Here is an 18854-nt window from a genome sequence, read left to right as displayed (position 1 = left end):
CATTATGATTGATTATTTCAGTTCAGTACTTAACAGCAGTTCACTTCCTGCCGATTTTTTCGGCCGTATCATATTTATCCTGCAGAATTATGGCGGCTCATTATTGCAGGGTGCAGGAACTACCCTTCTTATCGCGATTGTGGGTACAATAATCGGATGCATTATCGGTTTTATTGTCGGAATCATCCAAAGCATACCTGTTACCAAACGCGATTCCATGGCAAAGAAAGTGATCATGAAGATTGTCAAAGGGATTCTGACCATCTATGTAGAAGTCTTTCGGGGCACGCCGATGATGGTCCAGGCAATGTTCATTTATTACGGGTCGGCCGTATTGTTTGACATAAACATGACCATGTGGTTTGCTGCTTTTTTAATCGTATCGATAAACACAGGAGCCTACATGTCCGAAACGGTCCGTGGAGGTATTCTGTCCATTGACAATGGTCAGATTGAGGGGGCAAAAGCAATTGGAATGACGCATCTACAGTCCATGACAAATGTCATCCTTCCCCAGGCGCTTCGCAATATTATGCCACAGATTGGAAACAATCTGATTATCAACATCAAGGACACCTGTGTACTTTCTGTAATCGGAACGGTAGAACTCTTCTTTGCGACAAAATCCGTAGCAGGTACATACTATACTTACTTTGAGGCAAACACAATCGCAATGGTTATGTATCTCATCATGACCGTTTTCTTCTCGAAAGTTTTACGATTGGTGGAGAAGAAGATGCAGGGGCCTGCCGATTACAATCTTGCAACCACTGACACGCTTGCACACACCAGCGGCATGGTTCATTTTCAGACAAAGCGGGGTGGCAGAAAATGAGTATTAACATTATAGAAATCAATCATCTAAGTAAAAGTTTTGGAAGCCACGAGGTATTGAAGGACATAAACTTTACCGTTTCAAAAGGTGATGTAACCTGTATCATAGGCGCATCCGGCTCCGGTAAATCCACTCTTCTGCGATGCATAAACCTCCTGGAAATACCTTCCAGCGGTTCCATCATCTTCAATGGCGTAAACATTCTGGATACCAGGAACATCCCTGCGTATCGTTCAAAGGTGGGCATGGTATTTCAGAGCTTCAATCTCTTTGAAAATCTGACCGTCCTGAACAACTGCACAGTTGGATTAAGAAAAATACTCAAAATCAAAAAAAATGATGCTGAAAAAGAAGCTTTACGTTATCTGGAAAAAGTAGGAATGGCTCCGTTTATCAACGCAAAACCCCGTCAGCTGTCCGGAGGGCAAAAGCAGCGTGTGGCCATCGCCCGGGCGCTTGCCATGAAGCCGGATGTTCTCTTGTTTGATGAACCAACTTCTGCCCTGGATCCCCAGATGGTTGGAGAAGTTCTTTCCGTTATGCGAACCCTGGCGGCTGAAGGCCTAACCATGATTGTGGTAACTCATGAAATGGCTTTCGCCAAAGAAGTTTCGAATCACGTTGTCTATATGCATGATGGACTTATCTGGGAGGAAGGACCTCCGGAGCAGATTTTCGTTAACCCGCTAAGACAGGAAACCAAAGATTTTCTATCAAGATTTATGCAGGGATAATAGGACATGAAAATGCAGGCGGTGCACTATGACCGCCTGCATTTTTATATTTCCGTTATTTCACGCCAAAAAGGATCATGCTTTCCACATACAGATATACGGTCTCCCCGCCGCTGGTATCTAAATTCATCGTCCTGATGATCAGGCTTAAGTCAGCTTCTGCATTTCTCTCCGTAAAGGTCGCCTCTTCCAGTGTCAATTCTTTTTTTGCTGCTCCCATCTCATACATTTTATCAATAATCTCTTGCAGATTCATAGAAATGACTTCCTTCATTTCTCCATTATAAAGGACCAGCCTTTTCGAGTCGGCATCCGTTTCCAGCCGCAGAGTATAGGATTTTCCTTCTACTTCCGTCTCAGTTAACGTAAGATTTCTTACCTCTTTATCATCCCCTTCAAATGTGAACGGTATCAGCCTGTCGTACCCGGAGATATCGATTACAGTATCTGAGGAAAGAAAAGCCGAATATCCCTCATACCCTCCCCCGTTAAATCCATTCGGCGAATATTGCTGCTCAAAGCCGAACGTCTTATAGAAGTTGTCGCGAGAAAGGACTCCACCCGACAGCCAGTCTATACCATCCTCGTATCCAAGACTGAACACATAATCGGTTATGAGCGTTATAAGCACCTTATCCTTGTCCGGAATACCCGGATTACTGATAATTTCCCCCTCCACCAGCATGTCGTTTCTTACAAGAGTTTTTTTCAGCAGGTTGAGCTGATAGCCTCGGCCCACCGTGAAAGCGTCTACAGGAGGGATTACCGACAAGAGGGACAATACAATCAGAATAATTATAACAATCCCGGTTTTTTTTACGGACAGGAAGCTGAAAAATATTCCTGCGATGATTGCGAAAGCGCCATACAGAATCACATAATACCGCGTATGTGGGAGTCCCATGTCTCCGACCTTTACAGCGGAAGCGATTGTCTGCAAAAGAACGATCGGTATCAGTACCTTCGGAAATATCCTTTTAAACAGGACGGCGGATTTATTCTGAAGGCTGCCTGTAAGAATGTAGACAAGTATGACAACAATAGAATAAGCAACCAGCATGGGCTCCAGGAGGCTGTTCGTCCAAAATTCATTTCCAATATTTATAATGATATATGCCAGCAGAATAAGCGTAAAAACCGCCGTCAAAGGGACTATTATATAAGAAATCAGGATCTCTAAAAGCTTCGGACAGGAAACCAGCTTTTTCGTTTCCTCTTCTCTTTTTTCGACCATGCCTTTCCCTGGATAATAAGGAATAAGCGAAAAGAAATACAGCGGGGCAAACAGGGAATAGATTATATTTGCGCTATGCATGTAGGACTTGCTCCCGACCGGAAACAAAAGGGAATTGATTGCGGCGGTTATCAGGGATATCCCGCCAAAAAGAATACTGGCAAAAAACACAGCAATAAAAAGCGCTTTGAATGCTGCCATAAAGGTCTGATTGAACGTGAAGCTGCCTTTTATGGATGGAACCAGAATGAATGCCATAAAAAGGGCAAAGCCTGTTACCAGGGTCTTTATCATCCACGTCCCATAGACAGATGTTCCCGGCGGAATAATGAACAGATAAAAAGCACCCGTAAGTATAATAGCGGCCGCCATGGTTATCAGCCTCCCTTTCGTGCCTTCCATAAATCTTTCTGACACAACCTGGGCCAGGGCGCCTAACAGGGCACCTGTAATACATGTGGAAATAAGCCTTGAATAGTCCCCTGTTTCGCTGTTGATACTGATGATGTTGCAAACCGCCAGGGCTATGAGAAACAATATAGTCAGAATAAATCTGCCTAACACATCATAGAATCCGGTAATCCTTGAAATAAGCCTGTTGATAACATTCATATAATTCCCTCCTTTGCTTTTTCTATCTTCATTTTATTCTCTGGTGTATAAAAATACAACATTAATTAAAATTTATTATTGCAAAAACACTTGAATTCCTATACACTATCATGTAAGACAAATTTCCACTATAATATGTAGAGATTATGTTGCCTGTTTTTTTAAGTTTATTACAGAAGGAGTACGCTATGAACCAACCTAATATCAAAAAATTCAAAAAAGTAATGGTCGCAAATCGTGGTGAAATTGCCATTAGGATTTTCCGCGCACTTAGCGAACTCGGAATAACTACCGTGTGCATCTTCTCAAAAGAAGACAAATACTCTTTATTCCGTACAAAAGCTGACGAATCATATATGCTGGACCCAGAAAAAGGTCCAATCGATGCATATCTGGATATCGACAGAATCATCAAGATTGCAAAAGCCAAGGGCGTAGATGCCATTCATCCGGGATACGGATTTCTTTCTGAAAACCCTAACTTCGTGCAGGCATGCGAGGACAATGGAATTGTATTTATAGGACCCACCGTGGAAATTATGAATGCCATGGGAGATAAAATCTCTTCCAAGAAAATGGCCGAAGAGGCAGACGTACCTACAATCCCGGGAGTGGATTATGCCATAAAAGATTTGGAAACTGCTAAAAAAGTAGCTGAAAAAGTTGGTTATCCAATCATGCTTAAAGCTTCTAATGGCGGTGGCGGCCGAGGAATGCGTATCGTAAGCAACCATGATGATCTGGAGAGAGAATACCGCGATGCAAGGGAAGAATCCAAAAAAGCATTCGGCGATGACCAGATTTTTATTGAGAAATATCTCAAACACCCGAAACATATTGAAGTTCAGATTCTTGCCGATAACTACGGAAACGTGGTCCATCTGTTTGACAGGGATTGTTCCGTTCAGCGCCGGCACCAGAAGGTAGTCGAAGTCGCGCCTGCCTTCAGCATTCCACAGGAAACGCGGGACCTTATTTTCAAAAGCGCCCTGCGTCTGATTGATCATGTCGGATACAGAAATGCCGGCACACTGGAATTTCTGGTTGATGCAGACAATAATCCGTACTTTATTGAAATGAACCCTAGAATCCAGGTTGAACATACCGTAACAGAAATGATTACAGGCATTGATATCGTTCAATCACAGATACTGATCGCAGAGGGCTACCCGCTGAACTCAAAGGAGGTCGACATACCTTCCCAGGAGTCCGTAAAAGTGAATGGCTACTCCATCCAGACCAGGGTGACCACAGAAGATCCTGCCAATAATTTCCTTCCCGACACAGGAAAACTGAGTGTTTACCGTTCTGGTTCCGGGTACGGAATCCGTCTCGATGGTGGCACAGCCTATACAGGCGCAGAGATTTCCCCTTATTATGACAGCCTTCTTGTAAAGGCCATCTCCCATGACAGACAGTTTTCAGGTGCCATAAGAAAATCCATACGTTCTTTGAAGGAAATGCGTATAAGGGGCGTCAAGACCAATATTCCTTTCCTGATCAACGTACTGAATCATGAAACATTTATGGCTGGAAAATGCTATACGACTTTTATTGAAGAAACACCTGAGCTGTTCCAGCTGTACATGAGCAGAGATCGTGCAACAAAAGTCATTGAATTTTTGGGAAATAAAATTGTAAACGAAAATTCGGCTTCCTGTGAAAAACCGTTTTTTGATGAAATCAAACCCCCTTCATATGATGTGAATCTTCCTGTCAGAGGATCCAAGGATCTATTTAGAGAACTGGGGCCGGTAGGCTTCACACAGAAAATTCTTCATGATGAAAAGCTTTACATCACGGATACAACTATGAGAGATGCACAGCAGTCGCTCATGGCAACACGCATGAGAACCAGGGATATTGTAGCGGCGGCCAAAGCAACCAATTCTCTGCTGCGGGGGGCTTTCTCCGTTGAGGCTTGGGGTGGAGCTACCTACGACACTGCCTATCGCTTCTTAAAGGAATCCCCATGGAGTCGTCTTGAGCTTTTAAGCGAATTGATGCCTAATACTCTGATTCAGATGCTTCTTCGCGCATCCAACTGTGTTGGATACAGCAATTACCCGGACAACCTGGTGAAACAGTTTATCCGGACATCTGCTGAAAAAGGTGTGGATGTATTCAGGGTGTTCGACAGCCTCAACTGGGTTGAAAACATGAAAATGCCTATCGATGAATCATTGAAGACCGGCAAAATTGTAGAGGGCGCCATCTGTTATACCGGCGACATCCTTAATCCTGACGAGAAGAAATACACATTGGAATACTACCTTAAGAAAGCTAGAGAACTGGAATCCTTGGGATGCCATATTTTCACAATTAAGGATATGGCTGGTCTTCTTAAACCATATGCTGCCAAAGAACTTTTTACGGCTCTTAAATCTGAGCTGAAGATTCCTGTAAACCTGCATACCCACGATTCAACCGGAAACGGAGTCAGCACTGTGCTTATGGCCGCTGAGGCAGGAGTTGATATCGCCGACCTTGCTATCGAATCCATGAGTTCCCTTACCAGCCAGCCATCAATGAATGCAGTTGTGGAGGCCCTGAAGGGAACCAAGCGCGACACCGGACTTGAATTTGATGACTTGAATGAATTGAGCCGTTACTATGCCGGAGTCAGAAAAGTATATAAACAGTTCGAGAGCGAAATGAATGCGCCAAATACAGAAATATACAAATACGAAATCCCCGGAGGACAGTACTCCAACCTTCTTGCTCAGGTCAAGGGAATGGGATCGGGAGACAGTTTTGAAGAAATCAAAGCCCTTTACAAACAGGCAAATGACCTTCTTGGAAATATAATCAAGGTTACCCCATCCTCAAAAGCTGTAGGTGATTTTGCAATTTTCATGTTCAAGAACGGCCTGAACAAAGATAACATTCTGACCGCTGGAAAGGACCTTTCCTACCCTGAGTCTGTGGTTGAGTACTTCAAGGGACTGATGGGACAACCGGAAGGAGGATTCCCTAAGGAACTTCAAGAAATCGTATTGAAGGGTCAGGAGCCGATTACGGTTCGTCCGGGCACACTGTTACCGGATACTGACTTCGAAGAGATTGAAAAGCACTTAAAGGAAAAATTCAACTTAAAAGATCTTTCCAAAGAGGAAATGGAACAAAAGGTATTGAGCTATGCCCTCTATCCGAAGGTTTACGAGGATTATTGTGAACACACTGAAACATATAATGATGTTTCAAAACTGGATAGCCACGTATATTTCTATGGCCTCAGAAAAGGCGAGGAAACCATCATCAATATCGGAGAAGGTAAAGATCTGATCATCAAATTCCTTGAAAGATCCGATCCTGATGAAAAAGGATATGTGAATCTGGTGTTTGAAATAAACGGTTCTCTTCGAGAAACAAAAGTACTGGACAAAACACTGGAAGTGAAATCAGACCGAAAACTCAAGGCAGATAAGTCAAATCCTGCCCACCTCGGTTCAACGATTCCAGGCACCGTATCTCAGGTTGCAGTTAAGGAAGGCGACAAAGTTACCGTAAATATGCCCCTTATGTCCGTGGAAGCCATGAAAATGGAAACCACATTCGTATCCAAGGTAAACGGTATCGTAGACAAGATCTATGTCTCATCTGGCGATATCGTCGCTCAGGAAGAATTGCTGATATCCTTCGTATTGGATGAAGCATAAACAATAAACCACTAACGGCGCAGTACGAAAAAGTACTGCGCCGTTTCTATTTAAATTTCTATATTATCTGCATTACCTTGGCCTTGATTCTCTGCAGGGCATTGTCAATGGATTTCGGGGATTTATCTATCTGTTCCGCTATTTCATTATAATTGCTGCCTTCCATGTATAATCGGAGGACCTCTTTTTCAAAACTGCTGAGTCTTTTTTCTATTTCCAATTCAATCCGCTCAGTATTTTCCTTGTCAATGAGTATTTCTTCAGGATTGCTCATTCTGCAAAGGGATACGGCTTCCATTATGGAGTTGCTTTCATCTTTTTCAAAATTTCCGCTCCCGTCAAATGATATATAACCATTCAGGGGTGCGTGCTTTTTTCTCTGAGATGCATTAATGGCTGTATAAATCTGCCTGTTTATACACAAATTGGCGAAGCTAGAAAAGGAAGCATCCTTATCTGACCTAAAATCCCGGATAGCCTTGTAAAGTCCGATCATTCCCTCCTGGATCAAATCGTCCGTATCCCCTCCGACCAGAAACATGGCTCTGGCTTTCTTCCTGACCATGTTTTTATATTTTTCCAACAGATAATCCATGATTTCATCATTTCCCATCCGCAATAATTCAAGTAATTTTTCATCGGCCATTTGTCTATGCTTTTCTTCTATGGGCATATCTGTCCTCCCACTTATTTCCCTAGTCTTTGTCTCACAATTTCATAGGAAAGTACTCCTGCTGCCACAGAGGCATTCAATGAGTCAATCTGTCCAGTATTCGGAATGGTTGCTATAAGATCACAGTTTTCTCTTACCAGCCTGCTTACACCTTCTCCTTCATTGCCTATAACAATCCCGATCGGCCCCTTCAAATTCAGGTCATACATGAGCGTTCCATCCATGTCTGCACACACAATCCACAGGCCTTCCTTTTGCAATTCTTTTATGGCTGTCGACAGATTCGTAACCTTTGCCACAGGTGTATAATTTATTGCACCGGCGGATGTTTTCGCCACGATTGCCGTCAGCCCGACAGCACGACGTTTCGGAATGATGACGCCGTGAGCTCCTGCCGTGTTGGCTGTTCTTATAATGGCCCCCAGGTTATGTGGATCCTCAATATTGTCCAGCAGGATAACGAACGGATCCTCATTTTTAGCTCTTGCAGCACCCAGTATATCTTCCATCGTTGAATATTCATAGGCAGCTGCATGCGCAACGACTCCCTGGTGTTTCCCTGTCGTGGCCATCTGATCCAGACGTTCCTTGGTCACGAAATTAATTATGCTTCCCTGTTTTTTTGCCTGACGAAATATGGAATTAAGAGGGCCATCATGACAGCCTTCCAGGATAAACAGCTTGTCAATGGTTTTTCCTGAACGGAAAGCCTCCATTACTGCATTTCTTCCTTCAATTACGCTTACTTCCAGATCATCATCCAATTTATTGTTATCGTCTATGTCCATTTCAATCCCTCTTTTTATTGTTGGTGAATTTTTCAATTCCAGTTTTAACAAGGTACATCATTCTTTCAAATTGTCCGGACAGATACAGATAGCCGACTAACGCTTCCAGTCCCGTGGCCATTCTGTAATCCGCAACGGTCGCATTTTTTGCCATTGTTACAGACTTGGCATTCCTGCCTCTTTTATATACGCCCAGTTCTTCCTGTGTAAGCTCATCCATAATCTGCCGGGCAATTTGCGCCTGACTGGCTGCCTTGGCCAAATCACTTGTCATCTTATTGATTCTGCTTACGGCTGTATTGTATTTTGCTACGATGACCGTCCTGATAATGAGCTCATACACCCCGTCTCCGATAAATGCCAGACTGAGGGATGAATAGGAGGAAGGATTCGTCTCACCAAGATGAAACATTTTTTTGGTATGTGACAGAAAGTCTAACTCCTTTTCCATTTGACTCCCTCGCGCGTATCTTCCAATATAATCCCCTGAGCAGCAAGCATATCCCTTATTTCGTCGGAGCGTTTGAAATTCTTCTCTTTTCTGGCTATCTGTCTTTCATTTATAAGGCCTTCGATTTCTTCATCCAGAATCTCTTTTTCTTTTTCCGTTATGATTCCAAGTATGCCGCAAAGCTTCGTAATCCTTTGCTTCAGTCCCTCCAGATATGAGGGAGAGGATTCCTCGGATACAGCTGTATTCGTGAATTTCACCAGTTCAAATACAGCCGCAATTGCATCGGCAGTATTGAAATCATCTTCCATCGCCTCTTCAAATTTTACAATAAAGGTATCTGAATCCCGCAGGCTTTCTTTTTCCTTCTCGGTTTCCACTTTGCCCTTCTCCCCGTTTGCAATCAGATATTCCAGATTTTCAACAGCCGTCAAAATTCTGTCAAGACCGTTTTTGGAGGCCTGCATGAGCTCTTCGCTGAAATTTAAAGGGCTCCTGTAATGGGCGCTGAGCATAAAGAAGCGCAGGACCTGAAGATCGTATTTTTCACCAACATCCCTGACGGTAAAGAAATTCCCCTCTGATTTGGACATTTTACGGTTATCAATGTTCAGAAAAGCGTTATGCATCCAGTATTTGGCAAAGTCCTTTCCGTTTGCCGCCTCACTCTGGGCGATTTCATTTTCATGATGAGGAAAGATCAGGTCCTCTCCCCCCGCGTGAATGTCAATTTGGTCTCCCAGATACTTTCTGGACATAACCGAGCACTCAATGTGCCAGCCGGGTCTTCCGTCCCCCCAGGGCGATTCCCAACATGGTTCCCCTTCTTTCTTCGGCTTCCAGAGAACAAAGTCCAGGGGATCATCCTTCTCCCCACCGCCGGCCACTTTGATTTCACGGTGTCCGGCTTCCAGATCCTCCATATTCTTCTTGCTGAGCTTTCCATATCCTCCAAATTTACGGGTTCTGAAGTAAACGGTTCCATTTACGTCATATGCATAGCCTTTTTCAATCAGGATGGCAATCATTTCTATCATCCCTTCGATTTCCTCTGTCGCCAAAGGCGTATGAGTAGCGGGAAGAACATTCATGTTTTCCATATCTTTCTTGCATTCAGCTATGTATCTTTCCGAAAGTTCCTTGGAAGAGACGCCTTCTTCGTTCGCTTTTTTTATGATTTTATCGTCCACATCGGTGAAATTGGAAACAAAATTCACCTCATATCCCTTGTATTCCAAATATCTTCTTACTGTGTCAAACACAATCATCGGCCTGGCATTTCCGATATGGATCAGGTTGTACACAGTTGGACCGCATACATATATCCTTACCTTTCCTTCTTCGACTGGTTTGAACTCTTCTTTTGATTTTGTCAGTGTATTATATATTTTCATTCAATTTCTCCTTGATTTTTCTAATCTCTTCCCTCATCGCCCTATTTTCGCGCATCAACTGATTAAGATCCGCTTTAACCGGATCTGGAAGAATCTGATCAAGATCCGTTCTGGGAATTTTTTCGTTCTTCATTTTTACGATTCGTCCAGGCACACCCACAACTGTGGAGTTAGGCGGCACGGCCTCCAGTACCACAGACCCGGCACCAATTTTGGAATTATCCCCAATCGTAAAAGACCCCAGTATTTTCGCCCCTGCGGCAATCATGACATTGTCCCCTATGGTTGGATGCCTCTTTCCCTTTTCCTTGCCAGTGCCGCCCAGGGTAACCCCCTGATACATAGTGACATTATCGCCAATTTCGGCGGTTTCTCCGATGACAACACCATGTCCGTGATCGATAAATAGGCCTTTTCCGATTTTTGCACCGGGATGGATTTCAATCCCCGTCTTTCTGGCAGTCCTCTGGGAAATCCATCTTGCCAGGAAATAATGCCCCTTTAAATAGAGTTTATGGGCTCTCCTGTACTTTATAATCGCCCAAAAGCTAGGGTACAGAAGCACCTCCAACGGTGATTTTATGGCAGGGTCACGTTCCCTGATGACGCTGAGTTCATCTTTGAAATTTTTTATAAAACCCATACTTAGTTTTCTCCTGTAAAATAAAAAAAATCGCCTCTAAACAAGAGACGAAATATCTTCCGTGGTTCCACTCTTATGAAGGTTGCCCTCCACTCAATGCATGTAACGTATGCCAGGCGTGCTTCACTACTTGGGTCACTCCCCTTTTGCAAAACAGGCTCCCGGAGGCACTTCATTTCCACTAGCTCAGGATTACTTTCAGCCGACGATAATCCTTCTCTTTCAGCTTCATAAAAACTACTCTTTCCGTTCACAGCCTCTATCATATCAAATATGTATAAGTTTATGCAATTCTCTTTCATTTGTCAAGCAATTATTCACTTACACAATTTCATTCAGAAACACACCTTTATTTCCAACCAGATCCGGGAGTCCGTCCATTGCCAATCCGGTCGTCAGCCATTTTGAAAAAGTTTCTATATCCATCTCCAAATCGGGGCTGCTGGCGCTTTTTCTGATACTGCAGGAAAAGGCGTCACTTTTTATAATGAACGTATTGTTATTTTCCCGAATGACAGGATCGTTGAGTTTGAGGCACAGGTTGATTTTTTCCTTTGTCCTTATATATGATGTCAAGGCTTCCGGCCTGATTACGCGCGCCATGACCTTTGGCTGGTCCTCACAACCATCCCAGGGGAAAAGCACACCATTGATGCGGATCTCATGGCAGCCCATCCGATTGCAGACGGCAGATATATAAGCATCTCTGGCCATAGGCAGGCACACAAATTCGCTGATTTGCAGAGATTCATCATTGCTCAGGTAGCCGTACGCACATATGCCCTGATTATTCTTCAGGATAGCCAGAAAACCATTTTCCGCCTCCAGCTGCTGAATCATATTACTGTAATATTCAAAATTTCGGGATGAGTACATACGGAGATTTTCGTGAAGCAGTTTATCCGAAAATCCGACAAGCTCTTCAATATCGGCCTCTTGGGCCGCTACCAGATTGTATCCCGTCGCCTCAACATATTTGTTTTTTTCCATACATCCATAGGCAGAGTAAACACAAGCAAACCCATAAGGCAGATATACCTTATAGTCCACCGGCGCCAAATAGGCCAGAGGAAGTCCGGCACTATTCATATCGCAGAGAGCCCTTCTCATCAACGCCCCCATCCGCCCACTCCTGCGGTGCTCCAGGCTTGTGGCTACGGCAAATACATATTCCGATTCTACTTCTTTACCATTGATTGTAAGAGAACGGGGACATCGATGCAGCATGGATACCACGCTGCCATCCTGCATGTCCGCCAGTATCGCGTTTCCACCTACCCTGGTATTGTAATAAAAATCCGTAAACTTTTCGGTATCCCCGAACACCTCTTCATAAAGGGGGCGCGAAAGCCGTTTTTCACTTTCCTGCAGATATCTGATCATTCTTTTTCCCTACTTCTGTATGATATTGAATTTCTTTACCAGGGCAATCGGCTGATATGACAGTTTGGCCTTTCTAAGGCCTTCCAGACCCATATCGTCCTCCCTGTTCACCTTTTCAGCCTCAGGAAACAGATTTATCAGGAACTGCTGGTTGATGAATGCATACAGGCCATTAATCCTTGGGTTTGCCTTTTCAATATGAATGTAAGCGGTTTTTTCTTCATCCGCATAACTTCCCATAGAAAAAGCCTCCAGTTTTCCATCCAGATAAATACCGCCCATCCTGAATTTCAGAATCTGGCAATTTTTGAGCACAGATTCGATCCCCAATAGTTCGTAATCAACCCGGTTATATTCGTCTTCAATATCCCTTTCTGCGTTCCATTCCTTTAAAAAAACCAATATTTCCAGAATATTCTCACAGCCAAGCCTTTTGAACTCGTATCGGCCTTCATATTCCTTTTTGAAAGAATTTACATGGTTCTTTTTCTTGTGGAACTTCCTGCCCGCAAGATTCCTCAGACTTTCGGCATCGTAAATATAGTCGAAATACCGTCTGTCCTCTTCCACAATATATTTATCTTCCGGCAGGTTGAGGATATCTACCGCTTCCTCATCAGCAAGATACACACGCAGCTTCATACCCAGCTTTGTGTTGAAATAGTCCTGGACATCCTCAAAACACTCCTGCAAATCTTCATTGCGGCAAAGCGGGATGTTGGTAAACACCTCATCTTTATTTGTAAATATCCACATCAGCCCTTTATCATTAAAATAATATCTGGTGTTATAATAATGTCTCCACAGATATGCATCCAAAATGACACTCTCACAGGTTCCCGGATGACGTAAGGAAAAGTACCACTTCAACATGTTATAATCCACAGATTTCAGTTCATGAAGCCTTCTGCTGTCACTTATGATCTCATCATAAACAACCTCCGGGCTGTTTTCAGTCAGGAGGGTAATTGCATGAGCAGAGATCCCTTCTCCATTACCTGTAAATCCCATCCCCTCTTCCGTGGTCGCCTTTATATTAATCTGGTTTTCCGGAATTCCGAGGGCTGCCGAGATGTTTTTTATCATTGCCTTCTTGTAAGGCGATAATTTAGGATGCTGCGCAATAATGGTCGCATCTATATTGCTGATCTGAAACCATTTCTTTCTCAACTTATCTCCGACCTTTTCCAGTAACCGTATGCTGGAAATATTCCTATACTGCTCATCTGAATCCGGAAAATGTTCTCCTATATCCCCTAGTCCGGCAGCCCCAAGCAAGGCGTCCATAACGGCATGCGTCACCACGTCTGCGTCCGAATGCCCTTCCAAACCCCTTTCATAAGGAATCTCCACGCCACCCAGAATCAACCGTCTGCCCTCCACGAGCCTGTGGACATCATATCCCATTCCTACTCTCATACTATTCCTCTTTCAACTGAATTTTGATGTAATTATATCATAATATTTTTAAGTTTAAAAGTTTTAAAAAAGGGTTGACTTTTTTTTTGAATGATAATATACTGTTTAAGCAGTTGGTTCTCAGGGATCTTAGCTCAGCTGGGAGAGCATCTGCCTTACAAGCAGAGGGTCATAGGTTCGAGCCCTATAGGTCCCATTAGTAACATAATTTTATATGGCGGAATAGCTCAGTTGGCTAGAGCACACGGTTCATACCCGTGGTGTCGTTGGTTCAAATCCAATTTCCGCTACTAAGAGAAAGCCTTGAATTTCAGGGCTTTTTTCTTTTTACCATAAAGCAAAAAACTCGCCTAAAATGATACTTCCCCAAATATAAAGGAACACATCAATTTGATGTGCTCCACTTTTAATATCAGGCTTTATTCTGTGCGTCTACCAGATTCAAGGCTCCGTACGTTGCCCTTAGCTTCGGTTTTTCAATTTTTCCAGTCGGGTTCCTTGGTACATCCGCAAACACGATTTTCTGCGGCCTTTTGAACCGGGGAAGTTTTTTGCAATATTCCAGAATTTCCTCTTCTGAACAGGTGTGGTTTTTCTTAATCTCGATGATGGCAACGGCCTGTTCGCCAAGCCTTGCGTCGGGCAGACCAATCACTGCCGCATCTTTTATGGCCGGATGTGCGCTCAAAAAATCCTCTATCTGGACAGGGTAGATATTCTCCCCTCCGCTTATAATCACATCTTTCTTTCGGTCAACAAGGAAAATGAATCCGTCTTCATCCTGCATGGCCACATCACCGGTAAAAAGCCAGCCGTCTTTGAGCACTTCTTCAGTTGCCTTTGGATCTTTATAATAACAGGTCATCAGGCCGGGACCTTTTACGCACAATTCCCCCACATCGCCTTTAATTACTGTCTCCTTGTCCTCATTGACGATTTTAGCTTCCCACCCATATCCAGGCACGCCTATGGCTCCCACTTTATGGATGTTTTCAATTCCTAAATGGACGCATCCAGGACCGATAGATTCACTCAGACCATAATTTGTATCATAATCATGATTTGGAAAGTATTCCTTCCATCGCTTAATAAGGCTTTGAGGCACTGGCTGTGCGCCGATATGCATCAGTCTTAACTGATCCAGCCTGTAATCATCTTTTTTTAGTTCCCCGCTGTCCAGCGCATTTAAAATGTCCTGTGCCCATGGAACAAGCAGCCAAAGAATTGTGCACTTCTCTTTGGATACGGCATCCAGGATATATTCCGGTCTCGTTCCCTTTAACAGCACAGCCTTCCCACCCGCTAGAAAGCTGCCAAACCAGTGCATCTTTGCTCCTGTATGATATAGCGGAGGAATGCAGAGAAATACGTCATCTTTTGTCTGGCCATGGTGGTGCTGTTCCACCCGGCAGGCGTGCATCAGGCTGGTATGCTTGTGCAATATCGCCTTTGGAAACCCTGTGGTCCCCGATGAAAAATAGATGGCTGCATCGTCGTCATCATTAATTTCAATATTCGGGGAGGAACTGGAGCAGTTGGCTGTGAGTTCCCTGTAGTCATCTGCAAAGGTTGGACAGGCTCCGGAACCCACATATATAAGATGACTCTTCTGACTGACAGAATCTGCAATATCCTCTACGCGTCCGATAAATTCTTCGCCAAAAATAAGGACATCTACATCCGCCAGGTTCACACAATATAAAATCTCATCCGGCGCATAGCGAAAATTCAGTGGAACAGCCAACGCCCCTGATTTGAGAATTCCGAAATAGATAGGCAGCCACTCCAGACAGTTCATCAGAAGAATCCCAACCTTATCTCCTTTTTTAACCCCAATGTTCAATAGCATATTAGCCAGTCGGTTAGCCTTTTCATTGAACACATTCCAGGTTATTTCTCTGCGATAATAATGGGTATGAGCGGGCTCAGTCAGCTCGAATTCCTTCCAGGTAACCCTTCTCATCTCTTTGAGCTCCGGGTTCACCTCTACCAGGCATGTTTTGTTTCCATACATTTTGCAATTATGTTCTAAAATTTCCGTAATCGGCATGTTATTGCTTCTCCTTTAATGATTAGGCGCTTTAAAGCGTGTTAGTGTTGAGGTCAAAAAAAAATCCTCGACTGATGATGGTTTTGCCTGTTTTAGTCAATGAAGAATAGCTCCTCTTCAAAATCAATCGCCTCATTTCCGGATTCATTCAGTATCTGAATACATTTCCATGCTTCCTCCGTTGTCAAAACACCCTGATTTTCCAGCTCTCTTATGGCATCCACCTTGTTTTTTACTGCTTCCATAGGCTTTACCTCCTGCAACTTTTTGTTTATTATATACCTTATCACTTTACAGCACAAGTGCAACTTTCTTTTTTCAGAATTCATCTATATCATTTTTTTTTATTGTGCTATACTGTATATATCTTTGAAAGCACATTGAGGAGGATTCCATGTACCATTTTATCGTTAATTCATTTGCCAAAAATGGACTGGGGACGTCTGTCTGGTCGCGACTGCGTACAATACTCGATCAGAAAAACATCCGTTATACTGCACATTTTATAGGAAAAACCTCAGATGCCCTTGATATTGCACTTGAGATCACGACTGTCCATACGGATAAAACCAAGGTAATCGTTGTTGTTGGCGATGATGGTACTTTGAATGAAGTTATTAATGGTATTTCACTCTCAGAAGAAATCGTCCTGGGATACATCCCCATTGGAAGCGGAAGTGGTTTTGCCCGTGCTTTAGGAATAAGCAATGATCCCCAAAAGGCCCTGTCAGCCATTTTGAAACCCGGTACCTATAAATTAATAGATTTGGGAACAATCACGACGGGGAATAAAGAACGACGTTTTCTGGCAAGCAGCGGAGCTGGGTATGATGCCGCTGTAAACAGTTCCTTGCATACATCCAGACTCGCAAAATATCTGAGTTTTTTTGGGTTGTCCAAACTCGCCTTCATCATAACCGGAATAAAGTTAGTGCTTACCTATAAATCCAGTGATTCTGTAATCATCCTGGACGGTGGAAAGAAGCTCGATGTACGGGATATGCTTTTCGCTTCCATACATAACACCCGTTTTGAAGGCGGCCTCATGTTTGCACCGAAAGCAGACTGTACGGATGATTTGCTTGATGTTTGTGTTTTTGCTGATATTTCCCGCCTGAAATTTTTCTTCGCCCTTCTACTTGCTGTTATCGGTAAACACAACTTAATAAAGGGCGTACGAATATTCCGGTGTAAACATGTGCAGATTGATTCTATGGAACCGATTCCATCCCATTCAGATGGGGAGCCGATAGCAAAAGCAACAAGTTTCTCCGCCTTCTGCTCAAATGAAAAGATCAGAATGGTAATCAAATAAATCAGATATGAAAGGTACTAATTCACGTGAAGTCTCTACTTAAAAAATATGGTCAGGCATGGACGCTTTTATATTTCTTTATATATCTTCCATGGTTTTTATGGCTTGAACAGCGCACAACAGAAGTCACAATCATTTCCTCCAGAATCGATGCATATATTCCATTCTGCGAATACTTTGCCATACCTTACTTTTTATGGTTCATTTATGTCCCGCTTGTGACTCTTTTTGTTTTATTCATAGGCACAAAGGAAGATTTCTATAAACATTCGGCGATGCTGTTTATCGGCATGACCGTTTGCCTTGTTATATACACACTGTGGCCGAATGCCCAGCTTCTGAGGGTAGCAATCGATACAGATAAAAATATTTTCACCCAGGCTATTGCCCACCTGTACCAAACGGATACCAGTACAAATGTATGCCCCAGTATTCACGTGTATAACTCTCTGGTCTGTCATACTGCCCTTCTTAAGAACGCAATAATAAGGGACAAAAAGCACATCCGCTTCTTATCCCTTATTCTTATGATCGCCATTTGTATCTCAACCTTATTCCTGAACCAGCACTCCATCGTTGATGTTGTTGCGTCTCTTGCACTGTTTTTAATCATGTATACATTCGTGTATTCAAAAATATTAATTAAAACCTATAAGTTTCTGAAGAATTCTGTATCCGAATATAGTGATTCTTCGTCCGGCTCTTCCAGGTAAATTGACACCTAAACCGATAAACGTCCACCTGGTCTTATTAAATAAGACTGGGTTTTCTTTTTTTAGGTAACCCCACAATTCCCTTTTTTTGATGGCATCTGCCTCATTTTCCGAGAGGACCAGGAAAAGGGATGTTATCCCCATCAGGATTGTCAGGTAATGCCGCATGTATTTTTCCAATCCCACACTCGTCATCTGGGTCTTATTATATGTATCTATGATGATTTTATTTACATTGATCTGCTGGTCGATCCTCCGGATCATTGTCTGTTCATTCACGGACTGATCAGACCGGCCGATATAATATCTGTAGAGATCCACATCCAAATAATAAAGTGTCTTAACGTACGGGAGCGGCGCATATACGAACACGTTATCCACATAAAACTGATGTTCTGGCATCACAACGCCGGAATCCCGCAATACCTGGGTCTTGAATATGGCCGAATGCATAAGTATATACTGGGTATATCGGAAATGCATCTTGTTTTCCCAGGTTATCATCCTGTTTCTTGGCATAGCCCTGCGGCAGTTCATCACCTTTTTATGAATCGAGTTTTGATTTTCGTAAACATAATTGCATACGATCAGATCCGCAGTCTGTTCTTTATTATTCATTTTCCGAATCAGCTTCAGCAGTTTTTCATAAGCGGAAGACTCTAACCAGTCATCACTATCCACCACTTTGAAGTACAGCCCAGTTGCGTTCCTGATTCCGGTATTCAGACCGGCACCATGACCGCCGTTTTTCTGATGGATTACCCGAATCATGTCCGGGTATTTTTGAGCGTATTCATCCGCGATTTGGGCTGTTGCATCAGTAGATCCATCATCCACGATGATGATTTCCACATCTTCGCCGCCAGGCAGCAGGCTGTCGATACACTTTCTCATATATTCCTGTGAATTATAACAAGGTACAGTAATAGTCAGCAGCTTCATTTTGCCTCC

15 protein-coding genes, 2 tRNA genes, 2 pseudogenes and 1 other annotated feature are annotated in these 18854 nt (G+C 43.3%); of the genes and pseudogenes, 7 read left to right on the top strand and 12 right to left on the bottom strand.

Features of this window, described 5'->3' with window-relative positions; genetic code table 11:
* The first annotated feature begins 4 nt into the window (after positions 1 to 4).
* Positions 5 to 835, top strand: a complete 831-nt coding sequence (locus tag BUA79_RS05860) for an amino acid ABC transporter permease (protein WP_073993434.1) — start codon at positions 5 to 7, stop codon at positions 833 to 835.
* The gene (locus BUA79_RS05855; protein ID WP_073993433.1) at positions 832 to 1569 is read left to right on the top strand and encodes an amino acid ABC transporter ATP-binding protein; all 738 of its coding nucleotides are present in this window, start codon (positions 832 to 834) and stop codon (positions 1567 to 1569) included. Before BUA79_RS05860 ends, BUA79_RS05855 begins: the two co-directional genes overlap by 4 nt.
* 55 nt (positions 1570 to 1624) lie before the next feature.
* On the opposite strand, the gene BUA79_RS05850 is transcribed toward BUA79_RS05855, so the two are convergent.
* Entirely contained in the window at positions 1625 to 3415 is a 1791-nt protein-coding gene (locus BUA79_RS05850; RefSeq protein WP_073993432.1) for a DUF4153 domain-containing protein, read from the bottom strand.
* 188 nt (positions 3416 to 3603) lie between these two features.
* Here BUA79_RS05850 and BUA79_RS05845 point away from each other — a divergent pair, with 188 nt between their 5' ends.
* A complete protein-coding gene (locus BUA79_RS05845) occupies positions 3604 to 7074 on the top strand; it encodes a pyruvate carboxylase (RefSeq protein ID WP_073993431.1) in 3471 nt (1156 codons plus the stop codon).
* 58 nt (positions 7075 to 7132) lie between these two features.
* Here the strand turns inward: BUA79_RS05845 and sigH are convergent, their stop codons facing one another.
* The 8 genes and pseudogenes from sigH to ispF form a co-directional block, all read right to left on the bottom strand.
* Entirely contained in the window at positions 7133 to 7747 is a 615-nt protein-coding gene (gene sigH / locus BUA79_RS05840) for an RNA polymerase sporulation sigma factor SigH (RefSeq protein ID WP_073993430.1), read from the bottom strand.
* Positions 7748 to 7761: 14 nt separating this feature from the next.
* On the bottom strand, positions 7762 to 8535 hold the full coding sequence (gene rlmB, locus BUA79_RS05835; RefSeq protein ID WP_094757329.1) for a 23S rRNA (guanosine(2251)-2'-O)-methyltransferase RlmB: 774 nt from the start codon (positions 8533 to 8535) through the stop codon (positions 7762 to 7764).
* A 1-nt stretch (position 8536) separates the two neighbouring features.
* Positions 8537 to 8986, bottom strand: a complete 450-nt coding sequence (locus BUA79_RS05830) for a Mini-ribonuclease 3 (protein ID WP_073993429.1) — start codon at positions 8984 to 8986, stop codon at positions 8537 to 8539.
* Positions 8971 to 10380 (bottom strand): cysteine--tRNA ligase, encoded by a 1410-nt coding sequence (cysS, locus tag BUA79_RS05825; RefSeq protein ID WP_073993428.1) that lies wholly within the window; start codon positions 10378 to 10380, stop codon positions 8971 to 8973. Before cysS ends, BUA79_RS05830 begins: the two co-directional genes overlap by 16 nt.
* On the bottom strand, positions 10367 to 11023 hold the full coding sequence (gene epsC, locus BUA79_RS05820; protein WP_073993427.1) for a serine O-acetyltransferase EpsC: 657 nt from the start codon (positions 11021 to 11023) through the stop codon (positions 10367 to 10369). Before epsC ends, cysS begins: the two co-directional genes overlap by 14 nt.
* Before the next feature lie 40 nt (positions 11024 to 11063).
* Positions 11064 to 11286 (bottom strand) — a binding site (T-box leader).
* A 58-nt stretch (positions 11287 to 11344) separates the two neighbouring features.
* Positions 11345 to 12406 carry a GNAT family N-acetyltransferase gene (locus tag BUA79_RS05810; protein ID WP_073993425.1) on the bottom strand — a complete coding sequence of 354 codons (1062 nt, stop codon included), beginning with the start codon at positions 12404 to 12406 and terminating at the stop codon, positions 11345 to 11347.
* A 9-nt stretch (positions 12407 to 12415) separates the two neighbouring features.
* Positions 12416 to 13207 (bottom strand): annotated as a pseudogene (locus tag BUA79_RS12890) (DUF2156 domain-containing protein); the annotation flags it as partial.
* 111 nt (positions 13208 to 13318) lie between these two features.
* A pseudogene (gene ispF, locus BUA79_RS12885) lies at positions 13319 to 13825 on the bottom strand (2-C-methyl-D-erythritol 2,4-cyclodiphosphate synthase); the annotation flags it as partial.
* Positions 13826 to 13948: 123 nt separating this feature from the next.
* On the opposite strand from ispF, the gene BUA79_RS05795 reads away from it, so the two are divergent.
* A tRNA-Val gene (locus BUA79_RS05795) sits at positions 13949 to 14021 on the top strand.
* A gap of 20 nt (positions 14022 to 14041) precedes the next feature.
* A tRNA-Met gene (locus BUA79_RS05790) sits at positions 14042 to 14115 on the top strand.
* Positions 14116 to 14237: 122 nt separating this feature from the next.
* Here BUA79_RS05790 and BUA79_RS05785 read toward each other — a convergent pair.
* Together BUA79_RS05785 and BUA79_RS12490 are read right to left on the bottom strand one after the other, a co-directional pair.
* Positions 14238 to 15875 carry a class I adenylate-forming enzyme family protein gene (locus BUA79_RS05785; protein WP_073993424.1) on the bottom strand — a complete coding sequence of 546 codons (1638 nt, stop codon included), beginning with the start codon at positions 15873 to 15875 and terminating at the stop codon, positions 14238 to 14240.
* A 92-nt stretch (positions 15876 to 15967) separates the two neighbouring features.
* Complete coding sequence (locus BUA79_RS12490; RefSeq protein ID WP_178138544.1) at positions 15968 to 16120, bottom strand: hypothetical protein; 153 nt, start codon at positions 16118 to 16120, stop codon at positions 15968 to 15970.
* Positions 16121 to 16269: 149 nt separating this feature from the next.
* Between BUA79_RS12490 and BUA79_RS05780 the strand changes: the two genes are divergently transcribed.
* A complete protein-coding gene (locus BUA79_RS05780; RefSeq protein ID WP_073993423.1) occupies positions 16270 to 17190 on the top strand; it encodes a diacylglycerol/lipid kinase family protein in 921 nt (306 codons plus the stop codon).
* Positions 17191 to 17216: 26 nt separating this feature from the next.
* Positions 17217 to 17903 carry a phosphatase PAP2 family protein gene (locus tag BUA79_RS05775; protein WP_073993422.1) on the top strand — a complete coding sequence of 229 codons (687 nt, stop codon included), beginning with the start codon at positions 17217 to 17219 and terminating at the stop codon, positions 17901 to 17903.
* Here BUA79_RS05775 and BUA79_RS05770 read toward each other — a convergent pair.
* Positions 17829 to 18845, bottom strand: coding sequence for a glycosyltransferase family 2 protein (locus BUA79_RS05770; protein WP_073993421.1), 1017 nt, complete (start codon positions 18843 to 18845; stop codon positions 17829 to 17831). The genes BUA79_RS05775 and BUA79_RS05770 overlap by 75 nt on opposite strands.
* Between the last annotated feature and the right edge of the window lie 9 nt (positions 18846 to 18854).

The organism is Parasporobacterium paucivorans DSM 15970 (assembly GCF_900141895.1).
GTDB classification, from domain to species: Bacteria; Bacillota; Clostridia; order Lachnospirales; family Lachnospiraceae; genus Parasporobacterium; species Parasporobacterium paucivorans.
The sequence above is the reverse complement of the archived record's forward strand: the minus strand, read 5'-3'. Positions and strand labels throughout refer to the sequence as shown.